Genomic DNA, 19,753 nt, shown 5'->3' on the forward strand with positions numbered 1-19,753 from the left:
GATCAATATTTTGAAATTGAATAACTGATGCCCAAAGTATAAGTACGTGGTGGCGCTGCATTGTAAGTGTCGCCGTATTGGTTACTTGTTACCGTAGTTGCATACAGCTTATTGGTTAAGTTAAGTACATTGAACCAGATCCCCGCCCGTTTTAAGGCACCGCTTTTAACGTCGTAACCTAACCTTAAGTTATAAATATCATAACCGCTGTAGGTTTTGGTATTTGCCGCATCGGTAAAGTAGTGGTTAATGTGCTGCCACTCGGTAGCTATCCTGAAGCCAGGCAGATAGTGTGGCTTATAGGTAAGCTCGGAGTTGGCTATCCAGGCTGGTGCGTTGTTCATGCGGTTGCCGTTATAGCTGATAACTGTGTTGGCACCGGTGCTGTAGTTAGTACGCACCTCGCTGTATTCAACATAGGTATGACGGGCGTTAGTTCCGCTAAACCTGAAGGTTAGATCCTTAATCGGAGCAATTGTTAAAGCGTATTCAATACCACGATGACGGGTTGCACCCGCATTTTGGTTTTGAGTAGTATTGTCCGGCAATAGCTGGCTGATGATCTCGTTATGGCCTTCCATATCAAATACGCTCAACTCAAAATACAACATTTTGTTAAACGCCGCGAACCAGCCGCCCGCTTCGTAGTTATCAAAAGTAGCCTGTTTAAGCGGGGTTAATTGGCGGGAACTGTACAGGTCGCCGGTTTCAGGAGGTTGGAAACCTACGCTGTAGTTGGCATATATACCCTTGTTAGCACCAAAATTGTAAGTTAGGCCCAGCTTAGGGGCAACAATGTTAAAATTGTTGGTTTCTTGTTGTTTGTATTTGGTTTGCCCTGCGGGGATGCCGTTAGTAAAATCATAATGAACCCTATCATAACGCAAACCACCGGTAATCCGAAGGGCTTCAGTAGGTTTAACCTCGTACTGAACGTAAGCTGCTGTGTTAAATAACTTGATCTTGTAATCATCAATGTATCTGCCTGTATTGGTGAAGCCGGTGTAGTAGTTATTTGCTACATCTTTGGTAACATCAAGATATTGCGCGTAATACGAACTCGGGCTGTCATCAACATAAACACCACCTATCAATCTGGAATGCAGAAAATCAAAGTCAACCCGGTGTTGCGCCAATAAGCCGAAACTGTGGAAGCGCTGATCATTCACTTGTCCGTTGCTGCTTTGGTATACGCCATTGTTGTCCCGTACATCCGAAATAAAATAACTCGGCAACTGTGCGGTAGAGTTTTGACGGTAAAATAAGGTTACAAAAGTGCTGTTCTTATCATCCCACTGATGATCTAACCTTGTACTGGCACGGAAGGATTTTACCTTGCGATAGGTAAAACGTTGGTTGGCGCCGTAGCTGCGATCATAAAAATGAGCGCTATCCAAACTGCCTGGGGTTTGGGTGTTCAGGTAGTTGTAGGCGGCAGCGGTAGTCAACTTGGTTTTCGCGCTAAAATCATAAGTGGTTTTGAAATTGCCCGAATACTTATCAAAGGCCGAATAATCCTGCCAGCCTTCACCTTGATGCGCCAGGTATCCACCAACATATAAACCGAATTTGCCTTGGGTAAAACCACCATCGGCATCAACACGACGGTAGTGGTAGTTATCACCCTGTACCGATACATTGCCTGCGTAGCCTGTAGGCGGTCCCTGGGTAATAAAGTTAACTGCGCCGCCTATAGAGTTACTGCCGTAAAGTGACGAGGCAGGGCCTTTTACCACCTCAATATCCTTAACGCCCGACATGTTGATCTCATACAACGAGTTGTGGTTAAAGATCCCCGTAGGGCGGATAGGCAAACCATCTTCCATATATAAATACAAAGCATTGTAAGTAATAGGCTGACGGATAGCCATGGTATGCTGCTCGTTACCCAAATTAACCATATACATACCTGCTACTTTGTTTAATAACTGGTATAGCGCGGTAGCCTTGGTATCTTTAATTTGAGTAGAGTTTATTTTGCTGATGGCAATAGGCGCATCCTGACGCGCCTGCCCCTCGCGACTGGCAGTTACCACCACAGGTTGCAGATCGACAGTTGAGGGTTCCAGCGCGATATCAAGTTTTTGGTTTTTTATGGTAGATACATCGATGATCTGCACGTTATAACCAACCATGGCAAATTTGATCAGCGCTACGCCATCAACCTTAATGCTGAAGTGGCCTTTAGCATTGGTCATGGCTAATTTTTGTCCATTGGTTGCATCTGATTTGCAGATGGATGCACCTGATATCGCCTCGTGGGTAATGGCATCAGTAACAGTACCTTGTATAGTAGTTTGGCCGAGGGCCTGGGTTTTGAGCAGTATAAAAGTTATAAGTAGGATTAAATATCGTTTCATTATATAGTATTACGGGAGTTGCCTCCCGGTGTAAAAATGGGTAGAGTAGGGTGTGGGGATTTGATTGAAGGGCGATGAGTCTACTCACCCGACATCGCTGCGCTCGTCACCCCTCTCTACGCTGCGCGTAAAGAGGGGAATAGTAGATTGTTTTATATCGTTACCGAAATAAACGTTTTCCCAACCCTCTGTGCTGCGTAGCAGGAGAGAGGGTGGTCCAGCGAAGCGTAGACCGGGTGAGTAAATTATGCGCGTGCAAAGCAACAGGCATAGTTATTACACCATTCAATCAAAAACCAATAAAAAAATGAAATGATTATCCTAACTGCGGAGGGCGGAATATCGTAGCCGGGCGATCTGCCGGTACGGTTTTTAGGTAAGGGGTTGAAATAACCTGCAACAGGCTGGAGTGGAATTTAACATCAGTTGAACTGATGACATAAACCTCCTGAAAGAGGCTCTTTTGCGACTGCCTTTCGTCGCTGGCCTGCTTGTCCTCTGCCTGTTTTATCTTTTTCATGAAGTAACATTTACCATCGCAATGCATCCAGGGCTTGTCCCTGTTTTCGCAAAGCTTGGTGGCAATGTAATTCCTGTTCATTTCAAACCCTGCGTAAACAAAAAAACGCGAAAAGTTTGCTGTGACCAGCGAAAAGATGAGTAAATAGGCTGTAATACGTTGCAGCATGGCGCAAAGGTAAAGCCTGTGCGTTTATGAAGCAATTTTTAAATTGAAATAAACAGCTAAAGATGATAAATGAAGTTATTAATTGCCTCGTTTAAGCGTTGCATGCATATGCTGCCCTTTATAAACCAGGTTTATACTTAACGAATCCTGGTAAACCTTACCGGTATGCGGCGAGGTGCCGCCAGGAACCGGGATGCTGAATGAAAAATTATCACCATTGATCATGCCATCGGTAATAGCTACATCGCCTTGCGGCGCGTGTGCAGTGCCGGTAAGCTTGCCGCTATCTACTTTAAAAGTATAGCTTAACGGAAAATCACCGTCGCCCGCCAGCTTTAACGCACCTGTCCATTTGCCGTTAATATCGGCCATAGAAATAAAGCTGAAAGCCGTAATTGCGATGAATGCTGCGATGATCAGGAATTCTTTTTTCATTGTTGATATAGTTTAAGCAGATACCAATTTGCTATGATTTAAACTATATACAATTTTATTGCCTTTAAGTTTATTAAAAATAAAAAACCTTACCGGTTGGGTAAGGTTTTTTTATCTTTTCTCATGTCATTCTGAGCGATAGCGAAGAATCTTCTGCAACCTGCACAGTGAATATGCAAGGCGAAGAAGATGCTTCGTGCCTCAGCATGACAAATGAATTAATTACATTTATTGCTTAGGCCTTTTCAAAACCGAACTCGATTTTGAGCCATTGATATCCAGCTCAACACTAACCGAATCGCCCATGAATTTACCGGTGTGAGGGATCACTATACCGCTGGTTGATACAGTGAATGAAAAATCGGTACCATTGGTTTTGCCTTCTTTAATGTCAACATCACCTTCGGGGGTTAAAGCTGTGCCGGTTAGTTTATCGCCGTCAACTTTAAAGTTATATAGCAAAGGGTATTCCTGGCCATCGCTCATCGTTAGCTTGCCGGCCCATTTACCATTTAAATCGGCTATGGCGGCAAGGGCTATCATAAAGCAGCTTACCAATAGGGTAGTAGTAAAAATTTTCTTTTTCATGAAATGTGGATTTTGGTTGTTATAAATATAAGAACCTTGATTTATAGGACGAAAGGCTTACCTGATATTTATTTACATCAGCTAATCAGGAACCTTGACTTATAAGATTAAGGGATTACTTGATATTTATTTACATCGGCTAATCCTTAATCAGGGAAATCATGGTTCTTATTGTGCTCTTTTCAGCGTTGTGTGCGCTTTAGTTCCGTTAGCTTCAATATCAACACCAACCGAATCGCCATAAAACTTGCCAGTGTGGGCAATGTGGATATCTTCGATACTTACGGTAAATTTAAAATCGTTGCCGGTTATTTTACCATCTTCAATAGGCATGTCGCCTTTTGGCGTTTTGGCTGTGCCGGAAAGTTTATCACCATCAACCTGGAAGTTGTACAACAGCGGGTAAACATCGCCGGTTTCAGTTTCCAGTTTGCCTTCCCATTTGCCGGCAAAGTTGGTGATGGCTGCAAAGCAAGCTACAATACATGTTGTTACAAGCGCTAATGTTAACAAAGCTTTTTTCATAGTGTTGTTTTTCTGGTAGTAAATGTAAAATGGGCATTAAACTAAAACGTAAACTGTGTATTAAGTTTAGCGTAGCTGCCTATGCTACCTATGCAAACAAATACTGTGCTTGGCGGTGCAGATTAAACGCTTTGTAAACAGATTATTACGGTAGTGTGAGTTTGGCTGGTTTTTTACGACAGTTTTAGCAGGTGCCGGATAAAATTGTACCAGTATTTGCTAAAATAAATGTTATCAATACATTTCTTATTTTTCAAAATCATTGTACCTTTAAAATGCAGATACTAACCAGGTCATTGTACCTATCAAATTAATTTTTAAACCACAATAAATGATAAAAAAGATCTTTACCATGCTTTTGCTGGCTGGCGGCTGCCTTGCTGTGTCGGCACAGGAAGTTGAGCTTAACAAAGGCTGGAAGTTTTCAGTGGGTGACTCAACGCAATGGGCATCGCCAACTTTTAATGATAAAAACTGGCAGGATATTGATGTAAACCATAACTGGGAGCGTCAGGGACACCCAAGTTATGATGGTTTCGGTTGGTACCGCATCCATGTGGTGATCCCTTCATCACTTAAAGAAAAATCGTTTTTGAAGGACAGTGTGCGCCTAAATCTGGCCAGTGTTGATGATAATGATGAGGTTTATCTGAATGGTAAACTTGTAGCCAAATATGGCGGGACGGGCGGCTCGATAAAAGATGGCCACTATGGTCCACGTAGCTATACTATTGCGGCCAATGATCCGGCAATTTTATGGGACAAAGAAAACGTGCTGGCTATCCGCGTGTTTGATACAGGTGGCGATGGTGGCATCTATGGCGAAAAATTCACGTTGGCGATGGCCGATGTGATGGACAACGTGCATGTTAATACCGACGGCGATTTCAGCTTTGAAGAAAATAACAGCCTGGCCAAAGCCATCAAACTGCAAACTACCAATAAGTATCAATACCAGGGACAGTTGGCCTTCAAGGTTACCGATCCTGAAAGCGGTGCGGTGATCTACGAAAAAACTAACCCTGCAAGTTTCACTTCAGGCAAGCCATTTACCTATTCGTTTGTGATAGCAAGGCTTGCTAAAAAATCATACACTATTGCCTATACTTTTCATGACGAAAAATCGGGTAAGGATATTGTTAAAACCGAAACTACGCCTTATATCTTAACGCCTTATCCATCAGCAAAACCAAAAATAAATGGTCCGGATGTGTATGGTGCAAGGCAGGGTAACCCTTTCTTGTACCTGATCCCTGCCACTGGCAAAAAGCCGCTTGCTTACAAGGCTACGGGTTTGCCGGATGGTTTAAAACTGGATGCAGCTACTGGTATTATAACCGGTTCGGTTAGCCAGGCTGGTGATTATAAAGTTAACTTAACAGTAACCAATAGCCTCGGCACAAAATCAAAAGAGTTTACCATCAGTATTGGCGATAAAATTGGCTTAACCCCAGCCTTAGGCTGGAATAGCTGGAATGCCTGGGGATTGAGTGTTAACGAAGAAAAAGTAAAGATCTCGGCAAAAGCCATATCCGATAGACTGAGCGCTTATGGTTGGAATTTTGTGAATATCGACGATGGCTGGGAAGCCGAAAACCGCGCTGCTGATGGCTCGATAGTAACCAACAGTAAATTCCCGGATATGAAACGCCTTACCGATTATGTACATGGTTTGGGCCTGCATACGGGTATCTACTCATCGCCTGGCCCACGTACTTGCGGCGGATTTTTAGGAAGCTGGCAGCACGAAGACCAGGACGCTAAAACTTATGCCGATTGGGGTTTCGACTACCTGAAATACGACTGGTGCTCTTACTCGGAAGTTGCTCCTGCAAAACCTGATTTGGCCGAGTTGAAAAAACCTTATGAAGTTATGCGCGCCTCGCTTAATAAAGTTAACCGCGATATCATGTATAGCTTTTGCCAATATGGTTGGGGTGATGTATGGAAATGGGGTGCCGAAACAGGTGGTAACAGCTGGCGCACAACCGGTGATATTGAAGATACCTGGAGAAGCATGAGCGAGATCGGCTTCAGGCAAGATGCTGCTTCGCCATATGCAGGTCCGGGACATTTTAATGATCCGGATATGTTGGTGGTAGGCAAAGTAGGCTGGGGGCCAAGCCTGCACAATACCCGCCTTAGCTTTGATGAGCAATACACACACATCAGCTTATGGAGCCTGCTATCAGCACCGTTGCTAATAGGTTGCGATATGGGGCATTTGGATAGGTTTACATTAAGCTTGTTAACCAATGATGAGGTACTGGCAATTGACCAGGATGCCTTGGGCAAAGGTGCTATGCCACAGGTTAAGAAAGACGGTTACCAGATCTGGGTTAAAGAACTGAAAGATGGCAGCAAAGCCATTGGCATTTTCAATGTATCTGATAAATACCAAACTATTGATCTTGACAAAGCAGGTGAAGTTTTAAAAGGTTTCACTAAATACCGCGACGTTTGGCAGCAGAAGTTTATTGTAAGTACAGGCAAAACTTTTACCGCTAAGGTAGCACCGCACGGCGTATTGCTGGTTAAGTTGGAGAAATAGGCCTTGATTATTAATAAGAAAGCCATTCAGTTTTTAATGCTGAATGGCTTTTTTATTGTAGAGATGCATCATACCAATCTTCTGTAAAGATCAAGTGCTGGTGCACGCGTGTCGCGTGTTCCGTTTTGGTTTTATAAATCTTGAAGGGTGAAGGTACACGCGACACGCGTGCACCAGCTTTAGGATGCATGTAATACGTCTCTACATTCTGGAAAACTATTCCGGCGATTTATAATAATAAATCGGCGCAAACACACCTTCGCTGGTAGTGTAATATCCTTTGCCATCTGGTGTAAAACCAATAGCCTCGCCCTGTTTTTCACCTTTATATGGCAGCTCGCGGAATTTACGGCTCATGGTTTCCCATATTGGTTCGTTGTTTTGGCGGTGCCAGTAGTAAACTTTATCGTAGCTTTTTAATAATACTTTTTGTCCATCCTTTGAAATATCTCCCGCCGTGATCCATTTAAATGGCCTGAAGCCGGGGAAGAACAGTGTACCGCGTTTGGTAAGCGTTACAGTATCGTTAGCCTTATAAGTTAATGGCGATGAATACATGGCTACCGTGTCGCCCCGTTTGCTCACAATGAGTAATTGCTTCTCAATTGGATCTATCATCATGGCTTCAGCGTCTTTAGGGCCATCAGGATATTTAAAGTTCACAGCTACAGTGGGTGAGGTGGTATTTGCTTCCGTACCTGTTGCCCATGCTTTGTTTTCTAAAAAGCGATAAACCGTTATATACTTGCGGTTACTTGCATTATCGCCTATATCACCAAGATAAACATAGCTTTTACCTTTTTGCGGACCAGGGCCAACATCAATATCCTCACAATCCTGTACACCAAGCGGGTGATTAGCATCGCCCTTAAAATAGACGGTGGTTTTTAACTTACCTTCAGGTGTTATGGCAAAAAAGCGACTGGTGTCACCACTATCATTATGTACGTAATAAGTATCCGGGTTGATGCTCGAGGCGGCTATGCCCGATGTTTCGTCCATCTCCTTGCTGCTCAGTGTGCCAACAACGTCCTGCTTATCAAGCAAACGGTGTTTGGCAAAAGCCCCCATAAAAAGTAGGGAAACAAGTGGAACGAGTATATTTAATTTTTTTGATCGGCTCATCTTAACTATTGCGAATAATAACGCAAATAAAGTTTTTTAGTATGAAGATGTTATTAATTATTAGGTTTTGTTGTTCAATATGAAAATTGTATAACAAAACGTTAACTGGTTAACAATATTCATACCAGTACTGCCATTAAGCTGAATTAAAAGCATAGAGTAATGTATTCTGTTGGTAAATTTCGGCGACAGTGCGATAATCGGCAAGGTCAAGTTCATTAAGGTATCTGCCGTTGTCAGGATGGTTTGGCGCTATATATACAGGTGTATCGTAACCTAATTGTTGATAATAAGGGGTGATCAAAGTGCGGACAGGTAAGCCGTTGGCTATAGTTTTGATATCATGGGGTAGGTTACTTAATGGTTTCAGCAGTAACCTGATCTCGCAAAGCTTGAAACTATCGTTCAAGGGTACCCAACGGTTTATTTCATCAATCGAAACCGCTATAGCATCTGATTTTATTCCCGTGAGTGTACCAATGCTTATCTTGTCATTTAAATTGCTGCTGATCAATACTTGTTGACCTATATAGCGACTAAGAACTATCAATTGATCGGATACGCTCAGGTTATTCATTTTGCTAATTTTATTAGCAAAATACGTAAATTATTTGCTTGGATGCAAGCTGTATAAAATAAAAAGACGCCATCGCGAGGCGATTTTTTTTTAATGAATTATGACATTCGCCTATTTTGTCATGCTGAGGTACGAAGCATCTTCTTCGCCCTGTATAGCGGCTATGCTTGTTGAAGAAGATCCTTCGCTATCGCTCAGGATGACAACGTTTTTTAAACTTTTTATTGCACGATGCTATTGCACGGAAGTATCACAGGCCTATAGGGTATGCGATTGCTTTCCCGGGTTTGGGACAGGCAGTATCTACCCATCACATAGGGGATATCAAAGAAAGTCTGTATCAACAAAAAAGGGCCTTTTTGCAAGGCCCTCTTTTATATTATTTTTCTACTTCCTGAAGCTGAGGTTTTGAACCTTCTGCTTTTACCAGGTCAATATCTGGTTTGGATACATCGGTTAATGCTACTTTACCGCGGTCTCTGCGAACTATACGGTTAAACAGCGAGATCTCTCTATCAAACAAAAACTGGAAAAACAGTTTGGTCCATGAGGTATGATAGTGTAGTGTATCGTAATAATCCGGCGCTGTTTTCCTGATCTCGGGGAGTTTATTCCATGGGATAGAAGGAAAATCATGGTGCTCATTGTGGAAGCCTACGTTGAAGGCTACCACGTTAAAGTTACCGTAGTAGCTGTAAGTTTCCTGCTCTTCGGTAACGGTAAGGTAATGCTCCTGGATCCAACGTGCGCCAAGCGGGTGTAAGCCAACCGAAAACGAGAAGCTTAATAATAAGAATGCTACCGCATGCCAGCCCATAAAGTAAGCTATGGCTGTAGTGAATGCCGCTTGCAATAACCAATTGGTTAAAATCCATTTATCAAATGGATGAATCTCACGTAAACGTGATAAACGGAACAATTGGAATACCGGGAAAAACAGTAACCACAAAGCTTTACCAAAAAATGAATTGCTGATCAGTTTTGCTTCCCATTTGTTAGGCAAATCGGCATCCAACTCATGTACACCCTGAAACGCGTGGTGTTTAATGTGGTATTTTTCGAACGAGATAGCGCTCGGCAAAATTTGCGGTAAGTTGGCAAACATAGATGCCCAGCGGTTGGCGTTGCGGTTTTTAAACAGTAGCTGGTGGGTGCATTCGTGAATCATTACAAACAAAGCATGATCGGCAAAAGCACCTAAAAGATAGGCCGCTCCGAAAACTATCCACCATGATTGGTCGCGTACAAACCAGGCTAAAACTACCTGGAAAGATACAAGCCCTATAATGGCCCATATGGTTTTTGGGTTTTTACCAATAAGCTTACGCAGTTGCGGAAACTCCTTTAAAATCTTCTTTGTACGAATACGATGAGGTTCAGACTCCTGGGAATAAACAAAATCAGTCTTTTTTATCATATAGGGTTAAAACGCTAAATATACCAATAACGTCTACAAAACTTCATTTTTTTGTAAATTTTAATTAGTAACAATAGGAATACACAGAATCTTCACGAACATTTCATGTAGATTTTATATACGATTTAATTTGGTTTATAAACCAAAACTTTAAAAGTATTTGGAATTGTTTTACGTGTCCCGGGTTCAAATTGTGCTACGCTCAGGTAAATTTTATGCGTTTTAGCATCCAAAGCCATCGTTTTGGCGCGCTCGGCAGTTTTTAGCGATTGGATAACTTCGTACTCATCGGCCGATTTTTGTTTGATAATGGTAGTAACGCCATCACCGCACGAGCAGAAGATCAGTTTGGTTTCGGCATCATAAACAACGGCATCGACACCTGCACCTATCGGTAGGGTAGCGGTTACTTTACCTGTATTAATATTAACCACGCTCACCCCTTTATTTTCACGGCAAACAGTAAATACACGTTGGTTTACAGCATCAAGCGCTAAGCCTGTAGGGCCACCGCAAGGTGCAAGTGGGAAGTTTTTGATCACCTTTAATTTTTTACTGTCGATAATATTCAGGCTGCTTTTATCTTCAAGGTTATTGTAGATCTTACCTTTGCCATCGCTAACAGCAAACTCAGGGCCACCGCCCAAGGCTACAGTACCAATCTGCTTTAGGGTTGATGGATTAATTACTGATGAATTATCACTTTCGCCATTAAAGGTAAATACCCTATCAGAAAAAGGATCGTACATAATAGCATCCGGTCCGTTGGCGCCGGTGAGGGCGATGGTGCCGATGGTTTTGAAAGTTTTCAGATCAAAAACCACAACGGCGTTAGCTTTGCCATCGCTAATAAAACCGCGGTTAAGTTTATTTACAATGGCAATGCCATGTACGCCTTTCATGTTTTCAATAACGCCAACCGGCTGCTCGGTATCAAGATTGATAACGTTCACCGTGGTTGAGTGCGATACATAGAGGTTGCGGTTTACCTTATCAATAGCCAGGTAATCATAACCGCCATCGCCGGGCAGGGCAATGGTTTTATCAGCCACATAAGTTTGTGCACTCAGTTTAAAAGGCAGCGCAGCGGCAAAAAGCAGTGCGGCAGCAATAATGTGTTTTTTCATTTGGGAATACTTTATAAAAGTGAAATTAAGTCCCGAATCTGTAAAAATGCTGTACTATACCTTTTGCGGTTCATTTAATTGGTCGGGGTGTTCTGCAAACCCTTTGCGGTACAAGATCCGCAGCATGGCCGGTAAAACAATAAGCAATAAGGGTAATGCAGCTAAAAAACCACCAATTACCGCAATGGCCAAAGGCTGATGCAGTTGTGCCCCCGCGCCAATGCCTAAAGCCAACGGCATTAAGGCGATGATAGCCCCTAAAGCCGTCATAAGTTTTGGGCGCAGGCGGGTGCTGATAGCAAAGGTTATGGCCGCGTCAATATCATGGTTATGGTTTTCGAGCGCGCTTTCTTTAAACTGGAGGAAGGTAAAAATGGCATTTTCGCCAATAATACCTACAATCATGATGAGGCCGGTATAACTGCCAACGTTAAGCGGAGTGGCGGTAAGATACAAGGCCAGGAAACTGCCGGCAATACCCAATATGCCGATCACTAAAATAAGTATAGCTATCCTGAACTGCCTGAACAGGAATAAGATCACACCAAAAACCAGCGCGCAGGCGGTAATCAATATCATCAATAATTCTTTAAAGGATTGCTGCTGTTGCGCGTATGCGCCGCCATATTCTACGTGGTAGCCGCTTGGCAGGTTAACATGATCTTGTATGGTTTTTTGGATAGCCGGGATTACTGTGCCCAGATCGCTTCCCTCTAAACGTGCGCTGATCACGTTCATGCTTTGCAGGTTTTCGCGGTTCACCTCGGCGTCACCTTCTTTTAACTCTACCGATGCGAGTTCGGTTATCGGGATCAATTTACCATTGGGCAGAAATACACGCAGATTGTGGATGCCATTAACATTAAGTGCACGGTTCCCCGGATAAACCATGCGGATGGGGGAAAGCTGTTCTTTCTCTAACAGGCTACCTATTACATTCCCCTCCAAAGCGGTTTGCACCTGCATTTGCAAATCGGCAGCGGTAATGCCAAACTGTGCCAGTTTACTGTAATGGGGTTGGATGCTTACTGTAGGACCTGCTATGATAATGCCCGGAAGCACATCGGCCGTGCCCGGAACTTTTTCAACCAGCCCGGCAATCTGGCGGGATAAGCTTTGCAAGGTCTGCTGGTTATCGCCAAATACTTTGATCTCTATCGGCTCGGCCGAGGTGGTAAGGTCGCCAAGCATATCGGTTATTACCTGGCCAAACTCTACTTCGAGGGCTGGCTGGGTTTCGGATACCATTTTACGCAGATCGCTGATCACTTCTTCGGTGCTTTTGGTACGGTCTTTTTTTAGTTGGATAAGATAATCGCCGCTGTTGGGTTCGGTGATAAAAAAGCCCATTTGGGTGCCGGTACGACGAGAATAAGCGCTTACGTCCGGATCTTTTACAATTTGCTTTTCTATCTGTTTCAGCATCCGGTCGGTTTCCTCCAGCGATGTGCCGGGAGGCGATTTGTAGTCGAGCACAACGCTGCCTTCGTCCATATCGGGCAAAAAACCGGTTTCTAATAGCGAGGGCACGATCACAATAACTGCCGTAAGCGCTGCTACGATGATGATACTAACATAAGGCCTCAGGATAAAAAAGCTTACCCATTTTTGCTGCTTTACGGTGTGTAATTCTTCGTGTTTGGCTTTGGTGTTTTGTTTCAGTTTGGGTTTACTGGTGATGAGCAGGTAAATTACCGGCAGCCCTATCCATGTTACAAAAAACGAAGAGAGCAGCGAGATGATCATGGTATCGGTAAGCACCTTGAAGTATGCCCCCGCCACGCCGCTCATCAACACAAAAGGAATAAAAATTACAATGGTACTGATGGACGAACCCACCATAGCGGGGAATAGGTAATCGATAGCCTTGCGCACCAGGTGGCTGCTCAGCTCATCTGGGTGTTCTTCGTGTACGCGGTGAATCTGTTCTACCACCACAATAGCATCGTCAATAATTAAACCTATCGAAGCTGCAATTGCCCCCAAAGTCATGATATTAAAGGTATAGCCCAGCCAGTAAAGTATCAGCAATGATAAGCCCAGGGTTACCGGAATGGTGATTAGGATAGTAACGCTGGCCTTAACCGAGCGCAGGAAGATAATAGCTACGATGATGGCTAACAGTAAGCCTATCCAAAGGCTGTCGCTCACACTTTTTACTGAATCATTCACAAAATCGGCCTGGATATAGTATGGCCTGATAGTTACTCCTTTCGGCAGAACTTTTTTCAGTGCATCCACCTTATCGGCCATGTCATTGCTCACTGAAATGAGGTTGGCATTGGGCTGTTTGATCACCGCTATCAAAACCCCATCGTGCCCGTTGGCGTTGATACGGGTGTATTCGATGCCCTCGTTTACCTGTATAGTGGCAAAGTCAACCAATCGCACCACACGTTTACGGTTATTGCTGATCACCAGCTGCTCCAGTTGGTCTTTGGCGTTAATGGTAGCATCGGTAACGGTGAGGTACATGCGCTTATAATCCGACAGGTAACCTTCCGATTTAACAAAGTTGGTAGTAGCCAGCGTGGTGCTGATAATATCAGGCGTAAGGCCCAAGGCCGTCATTTTTTCCTGATCAAGCGTAAGCCAATATTCTTTTAATTTACCGCCAATAACCCTAACCTCGGATACACCATCAACCTGTGATAGAAATGGTTTTACCGTATAAGTAGCCAGTTGCCTCAGCTCTATAGGCGATAAATTATGGCTCTCCAAAGTGTAACCGCTTACAGGTAAAATGGAGGGGTTCATTTTGGCCACGCTGATATTAACATCGGCAGGGAGATCATTCCTGATCTGATCGATGCTGGATTGGATGCGTTGCTGGCTTAGATCGATATCGGCATTCCAGTTAAAAAGGGCCGAGATCTCGCAACTACCGCGGCTGGTAGTGCTGCGTACCAATTGCAGATCGGGCACCTGTTTAATGGCATTCTCTAACGGCTTAGTGACTGTAACCATCATTTTGTTTACAGGCTGTAAACCCTGGTCGGCAATGATCTTGATCTTCGGAAACGTGATCTCGGGGAAAAGTGAGGTTTGCAGTTTGGAATAGGCAAACAGCCCACCCATTATAATGAGCGCCAGTACAAGCCCCAAAGGCTTGCGGTGCGTTATGAAATAGTTTTTTTGCTGGTTCATGTTAGCAATGTTTGGTTATTGCGGGCGTGTTGCAAGGCGGCGATTTTACTCACCCCGGCTACGCTGCGCTGGCCGACCCTCTCTATGCTTCGCATAAAGAGGGTAAGGAAAACTAAGATATTGTGCTTCCCCCTCTTTGCGAAGCAGAGAGGGGTGACAAGCGAAGCGATGTCGGGGTGAGTCAACTTCGTCATGGTGTAATTTTTACCTTGGCAGTATCTGCCAGGCCATAATTCCCCGTTATCACAATTTTATCGCTTGCCGAAAATTTTGGTGTTAATATTTCCACTCTATCACCGGTCTCAATGCCTTTAGTTACTTGGGTTTTAACCGCGGTTGTTGGGTTGATGAGTTTCATTACCCAAAACTCGGTTTGTGTTTCGTTGCTCAATAGGGCCAATTTTGGTAGTGATGTCGTGTGCGGTCTGATAGTTTTAATAATACGGGCTTTGGCTACCAGATTTTCAGGGATAGGGTTGCCGCTATTAACCTTGATCACAATGCCCTGTGTTTGCGAAAGCGAATCTACCGCTGGCATCAAGGATGCAACCTGGCCTGTTATTTTTTCGCCGCCGGGCAGGGTTAGCTGTACATCCTGGTTGTTTTTTAAATAACTGCGAAGCTCATAAGGCAGCTGCATTACGAAGGCAAAACTTGATCGGTCACTTATTACAGCCAGTTGCTCGCCGTCCTGTACGTAGTCGCCCTGTTGGTGATTGAGCTGGGTAACATAGCCATTGCCGGGCGCTTTTATTTTGTTAACACCCGAGAATTTGAATGTGGTATCCAGCACGTTAATGCTGTTCCCTATACTTTGCGCCTCTTTGGTTTTTATGCTGAAAAGAAGCTCTCCCGTACTAACCGAATGGCCTGGCAGTACATTTACCTTTTGCACATACCCATTGGCATTGGCTTTTACAATGTTTTTTTGCTGAAAAACAGAAGTGGCGTTAAGGTCGATATAATCAACCATGGCGCTATCGCTTATTGTAGTTACGGTAACCGGGGTTTGTGCTGAGGCGCCATCTCCGGCTGTATCGTCTGCAGGTTGGGTATTGCCCTTGCAGCCGTATAAGCTTGCCAATATGCAGGCAGTAAGGTATATATGTTTGGGTTTCATAGTTATTTGTTCCAGTAGTTTAGCTGATTGATGAGTTGCAGCCTGTTGATATTGGTTTGTGTTTTAAGGTTTTTGATAGCGAGGTAATTGTTAATGGCCAGCACCAGATCGGCTACGCGCACATCGCCGGTCTGCATCAGTTGGGTATCCACTTTTACCAGGCTCTCGGTGTATTTCATTTGCTCATCTATCTGTGCTATGAGTTGTTCGCTGCCGATGATCTGCTGGTCCAGCTGTGCTATCTGCTGCCGGTATTGCCTGTCGAAAAAGGCTTTATACGTGCGGCGGGTATCTTCCTCAAGCGAGAGCTTACGATACTGGATCTTACGCTGGCCACCATCATATAGCGGCAGGGTGAAGCTGAATCCAACACTTACGCCGAAGTTTTTATAAGCTGGTCCGCTTGAAAAATCAGAGTTGTAGCCGCCGTCGGCCAGCAGGTTTATTTTGGGCTTGTAGCTAAAATCTACCAAAGCCCGGCTGTTTACCGTTTTTAAACTATCGGTTTTATATTGATTATAAAAGATGCTACTGGTCGCGTTTACTGATGGCTTTTTTTGCAGTATGGGGTCCAGCAGTTCTACATAACTGGTATCGGTAATGCCGGTTAGGTAATTAAGCGTGGTATAATCGTTTTTATACTGTAACCGTGCCTGCGATAGTGTTAGCTCCTGTTGTTTGAGGGTAACCAAAAAAGTTAGGTAATCGCTTTGGCGGTAAACATTGGTACGGGTAAGTTTTTTGAGCAGGTTTTCTTCGCGACTAAGCAGGGCTATCACATCCTGGTTAAATTTTACCTGCTGAAGGCTACCGTAAGCGGCTATATATTGGGCGGTGACAGCTTTTTTCAGATCCTGCTCAGAGATCTTAGCCGTATTGCTGATGGTTTGTGATTGTAGCTTAACGGCATCTATCTGCGCGGCGATATTTTTTTTGCTATCCAGCGATTGGTTAACGCCCATTAAAGCGGCCAAAGTATGTTCGTTGGTAATAGCGGGTGCGTAACCATATCCGCCCGCAACCGGTGCATATAAGCCGCTGCTGTTGGCACTTACCTGCGGCCTATAACCGGCCTTAATGCGCATACTATCCAACTGCCCGGAAGCTATCTGGTTTTGCAGGTCTTTCAACAGCGGACTGTTGCTTTTGGCCAGCTCCAGGTAATGATCAAGATTATAGGTTTGAGCCTGTGTTACAAAGCTATATAAGCATAACGCTAAGCAGAAAAACCATTTGATAAGGGTATTCAAAATAATGTGTATTGTGTTAAATAATAGCTAAGCTAAAGCATAATTCTGGAAAAAATTGGTACGGCTACCTTAAAGACTTATTAAAAATAATGGTTTCTTGTAGAAACACGTCACGTCCGTCTGTTAATGCTAATGCACGTTGTTCGCTGTTCGAAGTTTCTGACTTCGAATTAACTATGTATGTAGTTTGCAACTACATACTGTAGTCACAGACTACATGCATAATCGTCCGAAGTCAGAGACTTCGGACAGCGAATTATTAAGCTTGCCTTGCATACGGGAGACGCAATTATGCGTCTCTACATAAAAACTCCTATCAAAATTAAAACTTAACCATGAAGCTATGATGAGGTGCTTCATGACTGTAAACCAGTTCATAACCTAAACTTTCGCAGATCTGTTTGGAGATGGTAAGCCCCAGCCCACTGCCTTCTGATGTTGATGATTTATGGAAACGGGTAAAAATACGTTCGTTATCCAGGGGATTACTTTCTCCGGTGTTTTTTACGCTGAGGCTGTCTGCTGTAAGATTAACGATGATCTCGCCGCCTTCGTGGTTGTGTCTCACTGCGTTAATAATAAGGTTGTTGAGCAAAATATCGATCAGGTACCGGCTGGCCGTTATTTCCTTATCCTGGAGCGAGGCCGAAATGGTGATCATCTTATCGCTGAAGATATCCTCCAACTGATATAGCAGCTCTTCAATAAGTTCTTTCAGGTTGATGCTTTGCTGATCGGTAAGCAGTTTGTTCTCTATCTTAACCAATAGTAACAACGATTGGTTAAGTCTGGTTAAACGGGCTACAGCACCATACAGATCGCCCAAAAGCTTACTTTGCTGCGGACTGAAATTTTCTGTCTGGATCAGCGTATCCAATTTGGAGTTGATCACCGCGATAGGGGTAAGCAGCTCGTGAGAGGCATTTTCAGTGAACGTTTTAAGGTCTTTATAATCGCGCTTAACGCGTTCGGCCATGGCGGTTACTTCCTGGTGCAGGTCGTTAAATTCATCTATCCGGGTATTGAGGGGGGCGATGTCGTTGTTGTCGGTAACTTTAAATTGTTTCAGTTCGCCAACGATGTTATAAAAAGGTTGCCAAAGCCTGCTTAATATGAGTCGGTTGGTGATGAGTAAAACCAGTAACAATAACAGGATAACCCCGATAGTGATCCCGAAAATGATCTGGATCAGATCTTCAGTTTCTACTTTCGATTCTACAATTTGGATCCTGTAATATCTTCCGTTTACAGTAACCGAACTGATAAGGCCCCGGCCCGATTCCGGCTCATCCTTTTCACGGTAGTATTCGGTATTGATAAACTCACGCTTGATAGAATTAGGCTCGGCCGAAGTAAAGCTGATCTGCTGATCCTTCGATTCAAAAACCTGGGGCAGGCGATGGTTAAGTTTTACGTAATCAAATACTTCCTGCTCCTCAACCTCCAGCGATTTATCTTTCTGGTCGGTAAGTATAAGGCTAATGGCCAGGTAATAAATGGCTCCTGTTATCAGCATGATAACTACGGTGGCAATTAAGTTTACCCGGTTGTACCTTTCGGATAGTTTCATTTATTGATCGGCAAATTTATAGCCCATGCCATAGGCGGCATAAATATAATCCTTGCCGCCCGCCTCCATTATTTTTTTACGAACATTTTTAATGTGCGAATAAATAAAATCGAAGTTGTTGGCCATATCAATGCCATCGCCCCATAAATGCTCGGCAATAGCGTTTTTGGAAATTACTTTACCTTTATTGCTGATAAAGTAAATCAGCAACGAAAGTTCTTTACGGGTAAATTTTACCGGCGTGCCATTAACGGTTACTGTTTTGGCCATCAGGTCGATACTCAACTCATTAAAATTAAGTACGTTGCTGCCATTAAACATTTTGCGGCGCACAATAGCCGATACCCTCGCTTTCAGTTCCGAAAGGTGGAAGGGCTTTACCAGGTAATCATCGGCACCAAGGTCGAGGCCTTGCAGGCGGTCATCCAGCGAGTTTTTGGCCGAGATGATCAGTACGCCATCCGGAAACTCATTGGCCTTAAGGGTTTTTAATATATCGATGCCGTTGCCGCCAGGCAGGGTAATATCCAGCAGGATACAATCATAACGGTATAGCTGTATTTTAGATAGCGCGGCCTGGTAGGTTGCTACGGTTTCGCAAATATTGCCGGCCTCGGCAAAGTACTCTTCTATACTCTCGCGCAGGCCTTCTTCATCTTCAACAATAAGTATCTTCAAAACTTTTTTAGGTTAAAGGTATAGAGGCAATTTGTACAGATTCTGGATTTTTCAGATTTACTACAGAATGGATAATCAAATTTGCCGCTAACTTGTTGCAAGTTAAACATCAAATTCAATTATTATGTGGTGGATCTACGCATTACTATCGGCGCTTTTCGCGGCGCTTACAGCCATATTTGCTAAAATAGGTATTAAAGGGGTAGATACCGATCTGGCTACCGCCATCCGTACCGTGGTGATATTGATACTGGCCTGGGGTATTGCCCTTTTTAAAGGCGGGCATAGCGGAATTAGCAGCCTTACTAAAACCAACTGGATCTTTCTTATACTTTCAGGATGTGCTACCGGATTATCATGGGTCTTTTATTTCCGCGCGCTGCAATTGGGTAAGGTAACTCAGGTGGCACCCGTTGATAAATTGAGTGTAGCGCTGGCCATTGCGTTATCGGTTTTATTTTTAGGCGAGCCGCTTACGCTCAAAAATTCGATAGGGGCATTGCTCATCATTGGAGGCACAATTGTATTGATATTCTAATTTTTATGTAACAGGCTTATATACAATGTAACAAGCATGTATACACTGCAAAATCAT

At 43.7% G+C, this 19,753-nt stretch carries 16 protein-coding genes; 2 read left to right on the plus strand and 14 right to left on the minus strand.

Annotated features, from left to right (window positions below):
- Positions 1 to 2: 2 nt before the first annotated feature.
- The 5 genes from AAFN85_RS22060 to AAFN85_RS22080 all read right to left on the minus strand — a co-directional run bounded on the left by AAFN85_RS22060 (position 3) and on the right by AAFN85_RS22080 (position 4,596).
- Positions 3 to 2,360 (minus strand): TonB-dependent receptor, encoded by a 2,358-nt coding sequence (locus tag AAFN85_RS22060; protein ID WP_347529822.1) that lies wholly within the window; start codon positions 2,358 to 2,360, stop codon positions 3 to 5.
- A 316-nt stretch (positions 2,361 to 2,676) separates the two neighbouring features.
- Positions 2,677 to 3,048 carry a hypothetical protein gene (locus tag AAFN85_RS22065; protein WP_347529823.1) on the minus strand — a complete coding sequence of 124 codons (372 nt, stop codon included), beginning with the start codon at positions 3,046 to 3,048 and terminating at the stop codon, positions 2,677 to 2,679.
- A 78-nt stretch (positions 3,049 to 3,126) separates the two neighbouring features.
- Entirely contained in the window at positions 3,127 to 3,483 is a 357-nt protein-coding gene (locus tag AAFN85_RS22070; protein WP_347529824.1) for a hypothetical protein, read from the minus strand.
- 228 nt (positions 3,484 to 3,711) lie between these two features.
- Positions 3,712 to 4,071, minus strand: coding sequence for a hypothetical protein (locus tag AAFN85_RS22075; protein ID WP_347529825.1), 360 nt, complete (start codon positions 4,069 to 4,071; stop codon positions 3,712 to 3,714).
- Positions 4,072 to 4,239: 168 nt separating this feature from the next.
- Positions 4,240 to 4,596 carry a hypothetical protein gene (locus AAFN85_RS22080; protein ID WP_347529826.1) on the minus strand — a complete coding sequence of 119 codons (357 nt, stop codon included), beginning with the start codon at positions 4,594 to 4,596 and terminating at the stop codon, positions 4,240 to 4,242.
- 331 nt (positions 4,597 to 4,927) lie between these two features.
- Between AAFN85_RS22080 and AAFN85_RS22085 the strand changes: the two genes are divergently transcribed.
- Positions 4,928 to 7,147, plus strand: coding sequence for a putative Ig domain-containing protein (locus AAFN85_RS22085; RefSeq protein WP_347529827.1), 2,220 nt, complete (start codon positions 4,928 to 4,930; stop codon positions 7,145 to 7,147).
- A gap of 216 nt (positions 7,148 to 7,363) precedes the next feature.
- Here AAFN85_RS22085 and AAFN85_RS22090 read toward each other — a convergent pair whose 3' ends face one another.
- From AAFN85_RS22090 to AAFN85_RS22130, 9 genes are all read right to left on the minus strand, one after another.
- The gene (locus AAFN85_RS22090) at positions 7,364 to 8,218 is read right to left on the minus strand and encodes a hypothetical protein (RefSeq protein WP_347529828.1); all 855 of its coding nucleotides are present in this window, start codon (positions 8,216 to 8,218) and stop codon (positions 7,364 to 7,366) included.
- Positions 8,219 to 8,408: 190 nt separating this feature from the next.
- On the minus strand, positions 8,409 to 8,849 hold the full coding sequence (locus AAFN85_RS22095) for a hypothetical protein (protein WP_347529829.1): 441 nt from the start codon (positions 8,847 to 8,849) through the stop codon (positions 8,409 to 8,411).
- A gap of 379 nt (positions 8,850 to 9,228) precedes the next feature.
- Positions 9,229 to 10,266: a fatty acid desaturase gene (locus AAFN85_RS22100; protein WP_347529830.1), complete on the minus strand. Its 1,038-nt coding sequence runs from the start codon at positions 10,264 to 10,266 to the stop codon at positions 9,229 to 9,231.
- 125 nt (positions 10,267 to 10,391) lie between these two features.
- On the minus strand, positions 10,392 to 11,393 hold the full coding sequence (locus tag AAFN85_RS22105) for a YncE family protein (protein WP_347529831.1): 1,002 nt from the start codon (positions 11,391 to 11,393) through the stop codon (positions 10,392 to 10,394).
- Between the two features lie 54 nt (positions 11,394 to 11,447).
- Positions 11,448 to 14,540: an efflux RND transporter permease subunit gene (locus tag AAFN85_RS22110; RefSeq protein ID WP_347529832.1), complete on the minus strand. Its 3,093-nt coding sequence runs from the start codon at positions 14,538 to 14,540 to the stop codon at positions 11,448 to 11,450.
- Positions 14,541 to 14,730: 190 nt separating this feature from the next.
- The gene (locus AAFN85_RS22115) at positions 14,731 to 15,660 is read right to left on the minus strand and encodes an efflux RND transporter periplasmic adaptor subunit (RefSeq protein ID WP_347529833.1); all 930 of its coding nucleotides are present in this window, start codon (positions 15,658 to 15,660) and stop codon (positions 14,731 to 14,733) included.
- A gap of 2 nt (positions 15,661 to 15,662) precedes the next feature.
- Complete coding sequence (locus AAFN85_RS22120) at positions 15,663 to 16,910, minus strand: TolC family protein (protein WP_347529834.1); 1,248 nt, start codon at positions 16,908 to 16,910, stop codon at positions 15,663 to 15,665.
- Positions 16,911 to 17,232: 322 nt separating this feature from the next.
- Positions 17,233 to 18,480, minus strand: a complete 1,248-nt coding sequence (locus AAFN85_RS22125) for a HAMP domain-containing sensor histidine kinase (RefSeq protein WP_347529835.1) — start codon at positions 18,478 to 18,480, stop codon at positions 17,233 to 17,235.
- Positions 18,481 to 19,158 (minus strand): response regulator transcription factor, encoded by a 678-nt coding sequence (locus AAFN85_RS22130; RefSeq protein WP_347529836.1) that lies wholly within the window; start codon positions 19,156 to 19,158, stop codon positions 18,481 to 18,483. It abuts the gene before it with no gap.
- 124 nt (positions 19,159 to 19,282) lie between these two features.
- Between AAFN85_RS22130 and AAFN85_RS22135 the strand changes: the two genes are divergently transcribed.
- Positions 19,283 to 19,696, plus strand: a complete 414-nt coding sequence (locus AAFN85_RS22135; RefSeq protein WP_347529837.1) for an EamA family transporter — start codon at positions 19,283 to 19,285, stop codon at positions 19,694 to 19,696.
- Positions 19,697 to 19,753: the final 57 nt, after the last annotated feature.

The sequence above is a fragment of the Mucilaginibacter sp. CAU 1740 genome, assembly GCF_039839285.1.
In the GTDB taxonomy this organism is placed as follows: domain Bacteria; phylum Bacteroidota; class Bacteroidia; order Sphingobacteriales; family Sphingobacteriaceae; genus Mucilaginibacter.

Bases quoted from the DNA above. Each gene is read 5' to 3' on its own strand.
- AAFN85_RS22060 (WP_347529822.1), bottom strand. From the start codon at position 2,360: ATGAAACGATATTTAATCCTACTTATAACTTTTATACTGCTCAAAACC.
- AAFN85_RS22065 (WP_347529823.1), bottom strand. From the start codon at position 3,048: ATGCTGCAACGTATTACAGCCTATTTACTCATCTTTTCGCTGGTCACA.
- AAFN85_RS22070 (WP_347529824.1), bottom strand. From the start codon at position 3,483: ATGAAAAAAGAATTCCTGATCATCGCAGCATTCATCGCAATTACGGCT.
- AAFN85_RS22075 (WP_347529825.1), bottom strand. From the start codon at position 4,071: ATGAAAAAGAAAATTTTTACTACTACCCTATTGGTAAGCTGCTTTATG.
- AAFN85_RS22080 (WP_347529826.1), bottom strand. From the start codon at position 4,596: ATGAAAAAAGCTTTGTTAACATTAGCGCTTGTAACAACATGTATTGTA.
- AAFN85_RS22085 (WP_347529827.1), top strand. From the start codon at position 4,928: ATGATAAAAAAGATCTTTACCATGCTTTTGCTGGCTGGCGGCTGCCTT.
- AAFN85_RS22090 (WP_347529828.1), bottom strand. From the start codon at position 8,218: ATGGGGGCTTTTGCCAAACACCGTTTGCTTGATAAGCAGGACGTTGTT.
- AAFN85_RS22095 (WP_347529829.1), bottom strand. From the start codon at position 8,849: ATGAATAACCTGAGCGTATCCGATCAATTGATAGTTCTTAGTCGCTAT.
- AAFN85_RS22100 (WP_347529830.1), bottom strand. From the start codon at position 10,266: ATGATAAAAAAGACTGATTTTGTTTATTCCCAGGAGTCTGAACCTCAT.
- AAFN85_RS22105 (WP_347529831.1), bottom strand. From the start codon at position 11,393: ATGAAAAAACACATTATTGCTGCCGCACTGCTTTTTGCCGCTGCGCTG.
- AAFN85_RS22110 (WP_347529832.1), bottom strand. From the start codon at position 14,540: ATGAACCAGCAAAAAAACTATTTCATAACGCACCGCAAGCCTTTGGGG.
- AAFN85_RS22115 (WP_347529833.1), bottom strand. From the start codon at position 15,660: ATGAAACCCAAACATATATACCTTACTGCCTGCATATTGGCAAGCTTA.
- AAFN85_RS22125 (WP_347529835.1), bottom strand. From the start codon at position 18,480: ATGAAACTATCCGAAAGGTACAACCGGGTAAACTTAATTGCCACCGTA.
- AAFN85_RS22135 (WP_347529837.1), top strand. From the start codon at position 19,283: ATGTGGTGGATCTACGCATTACTATCGGCGCTTTTCGCGGCGCTTACA.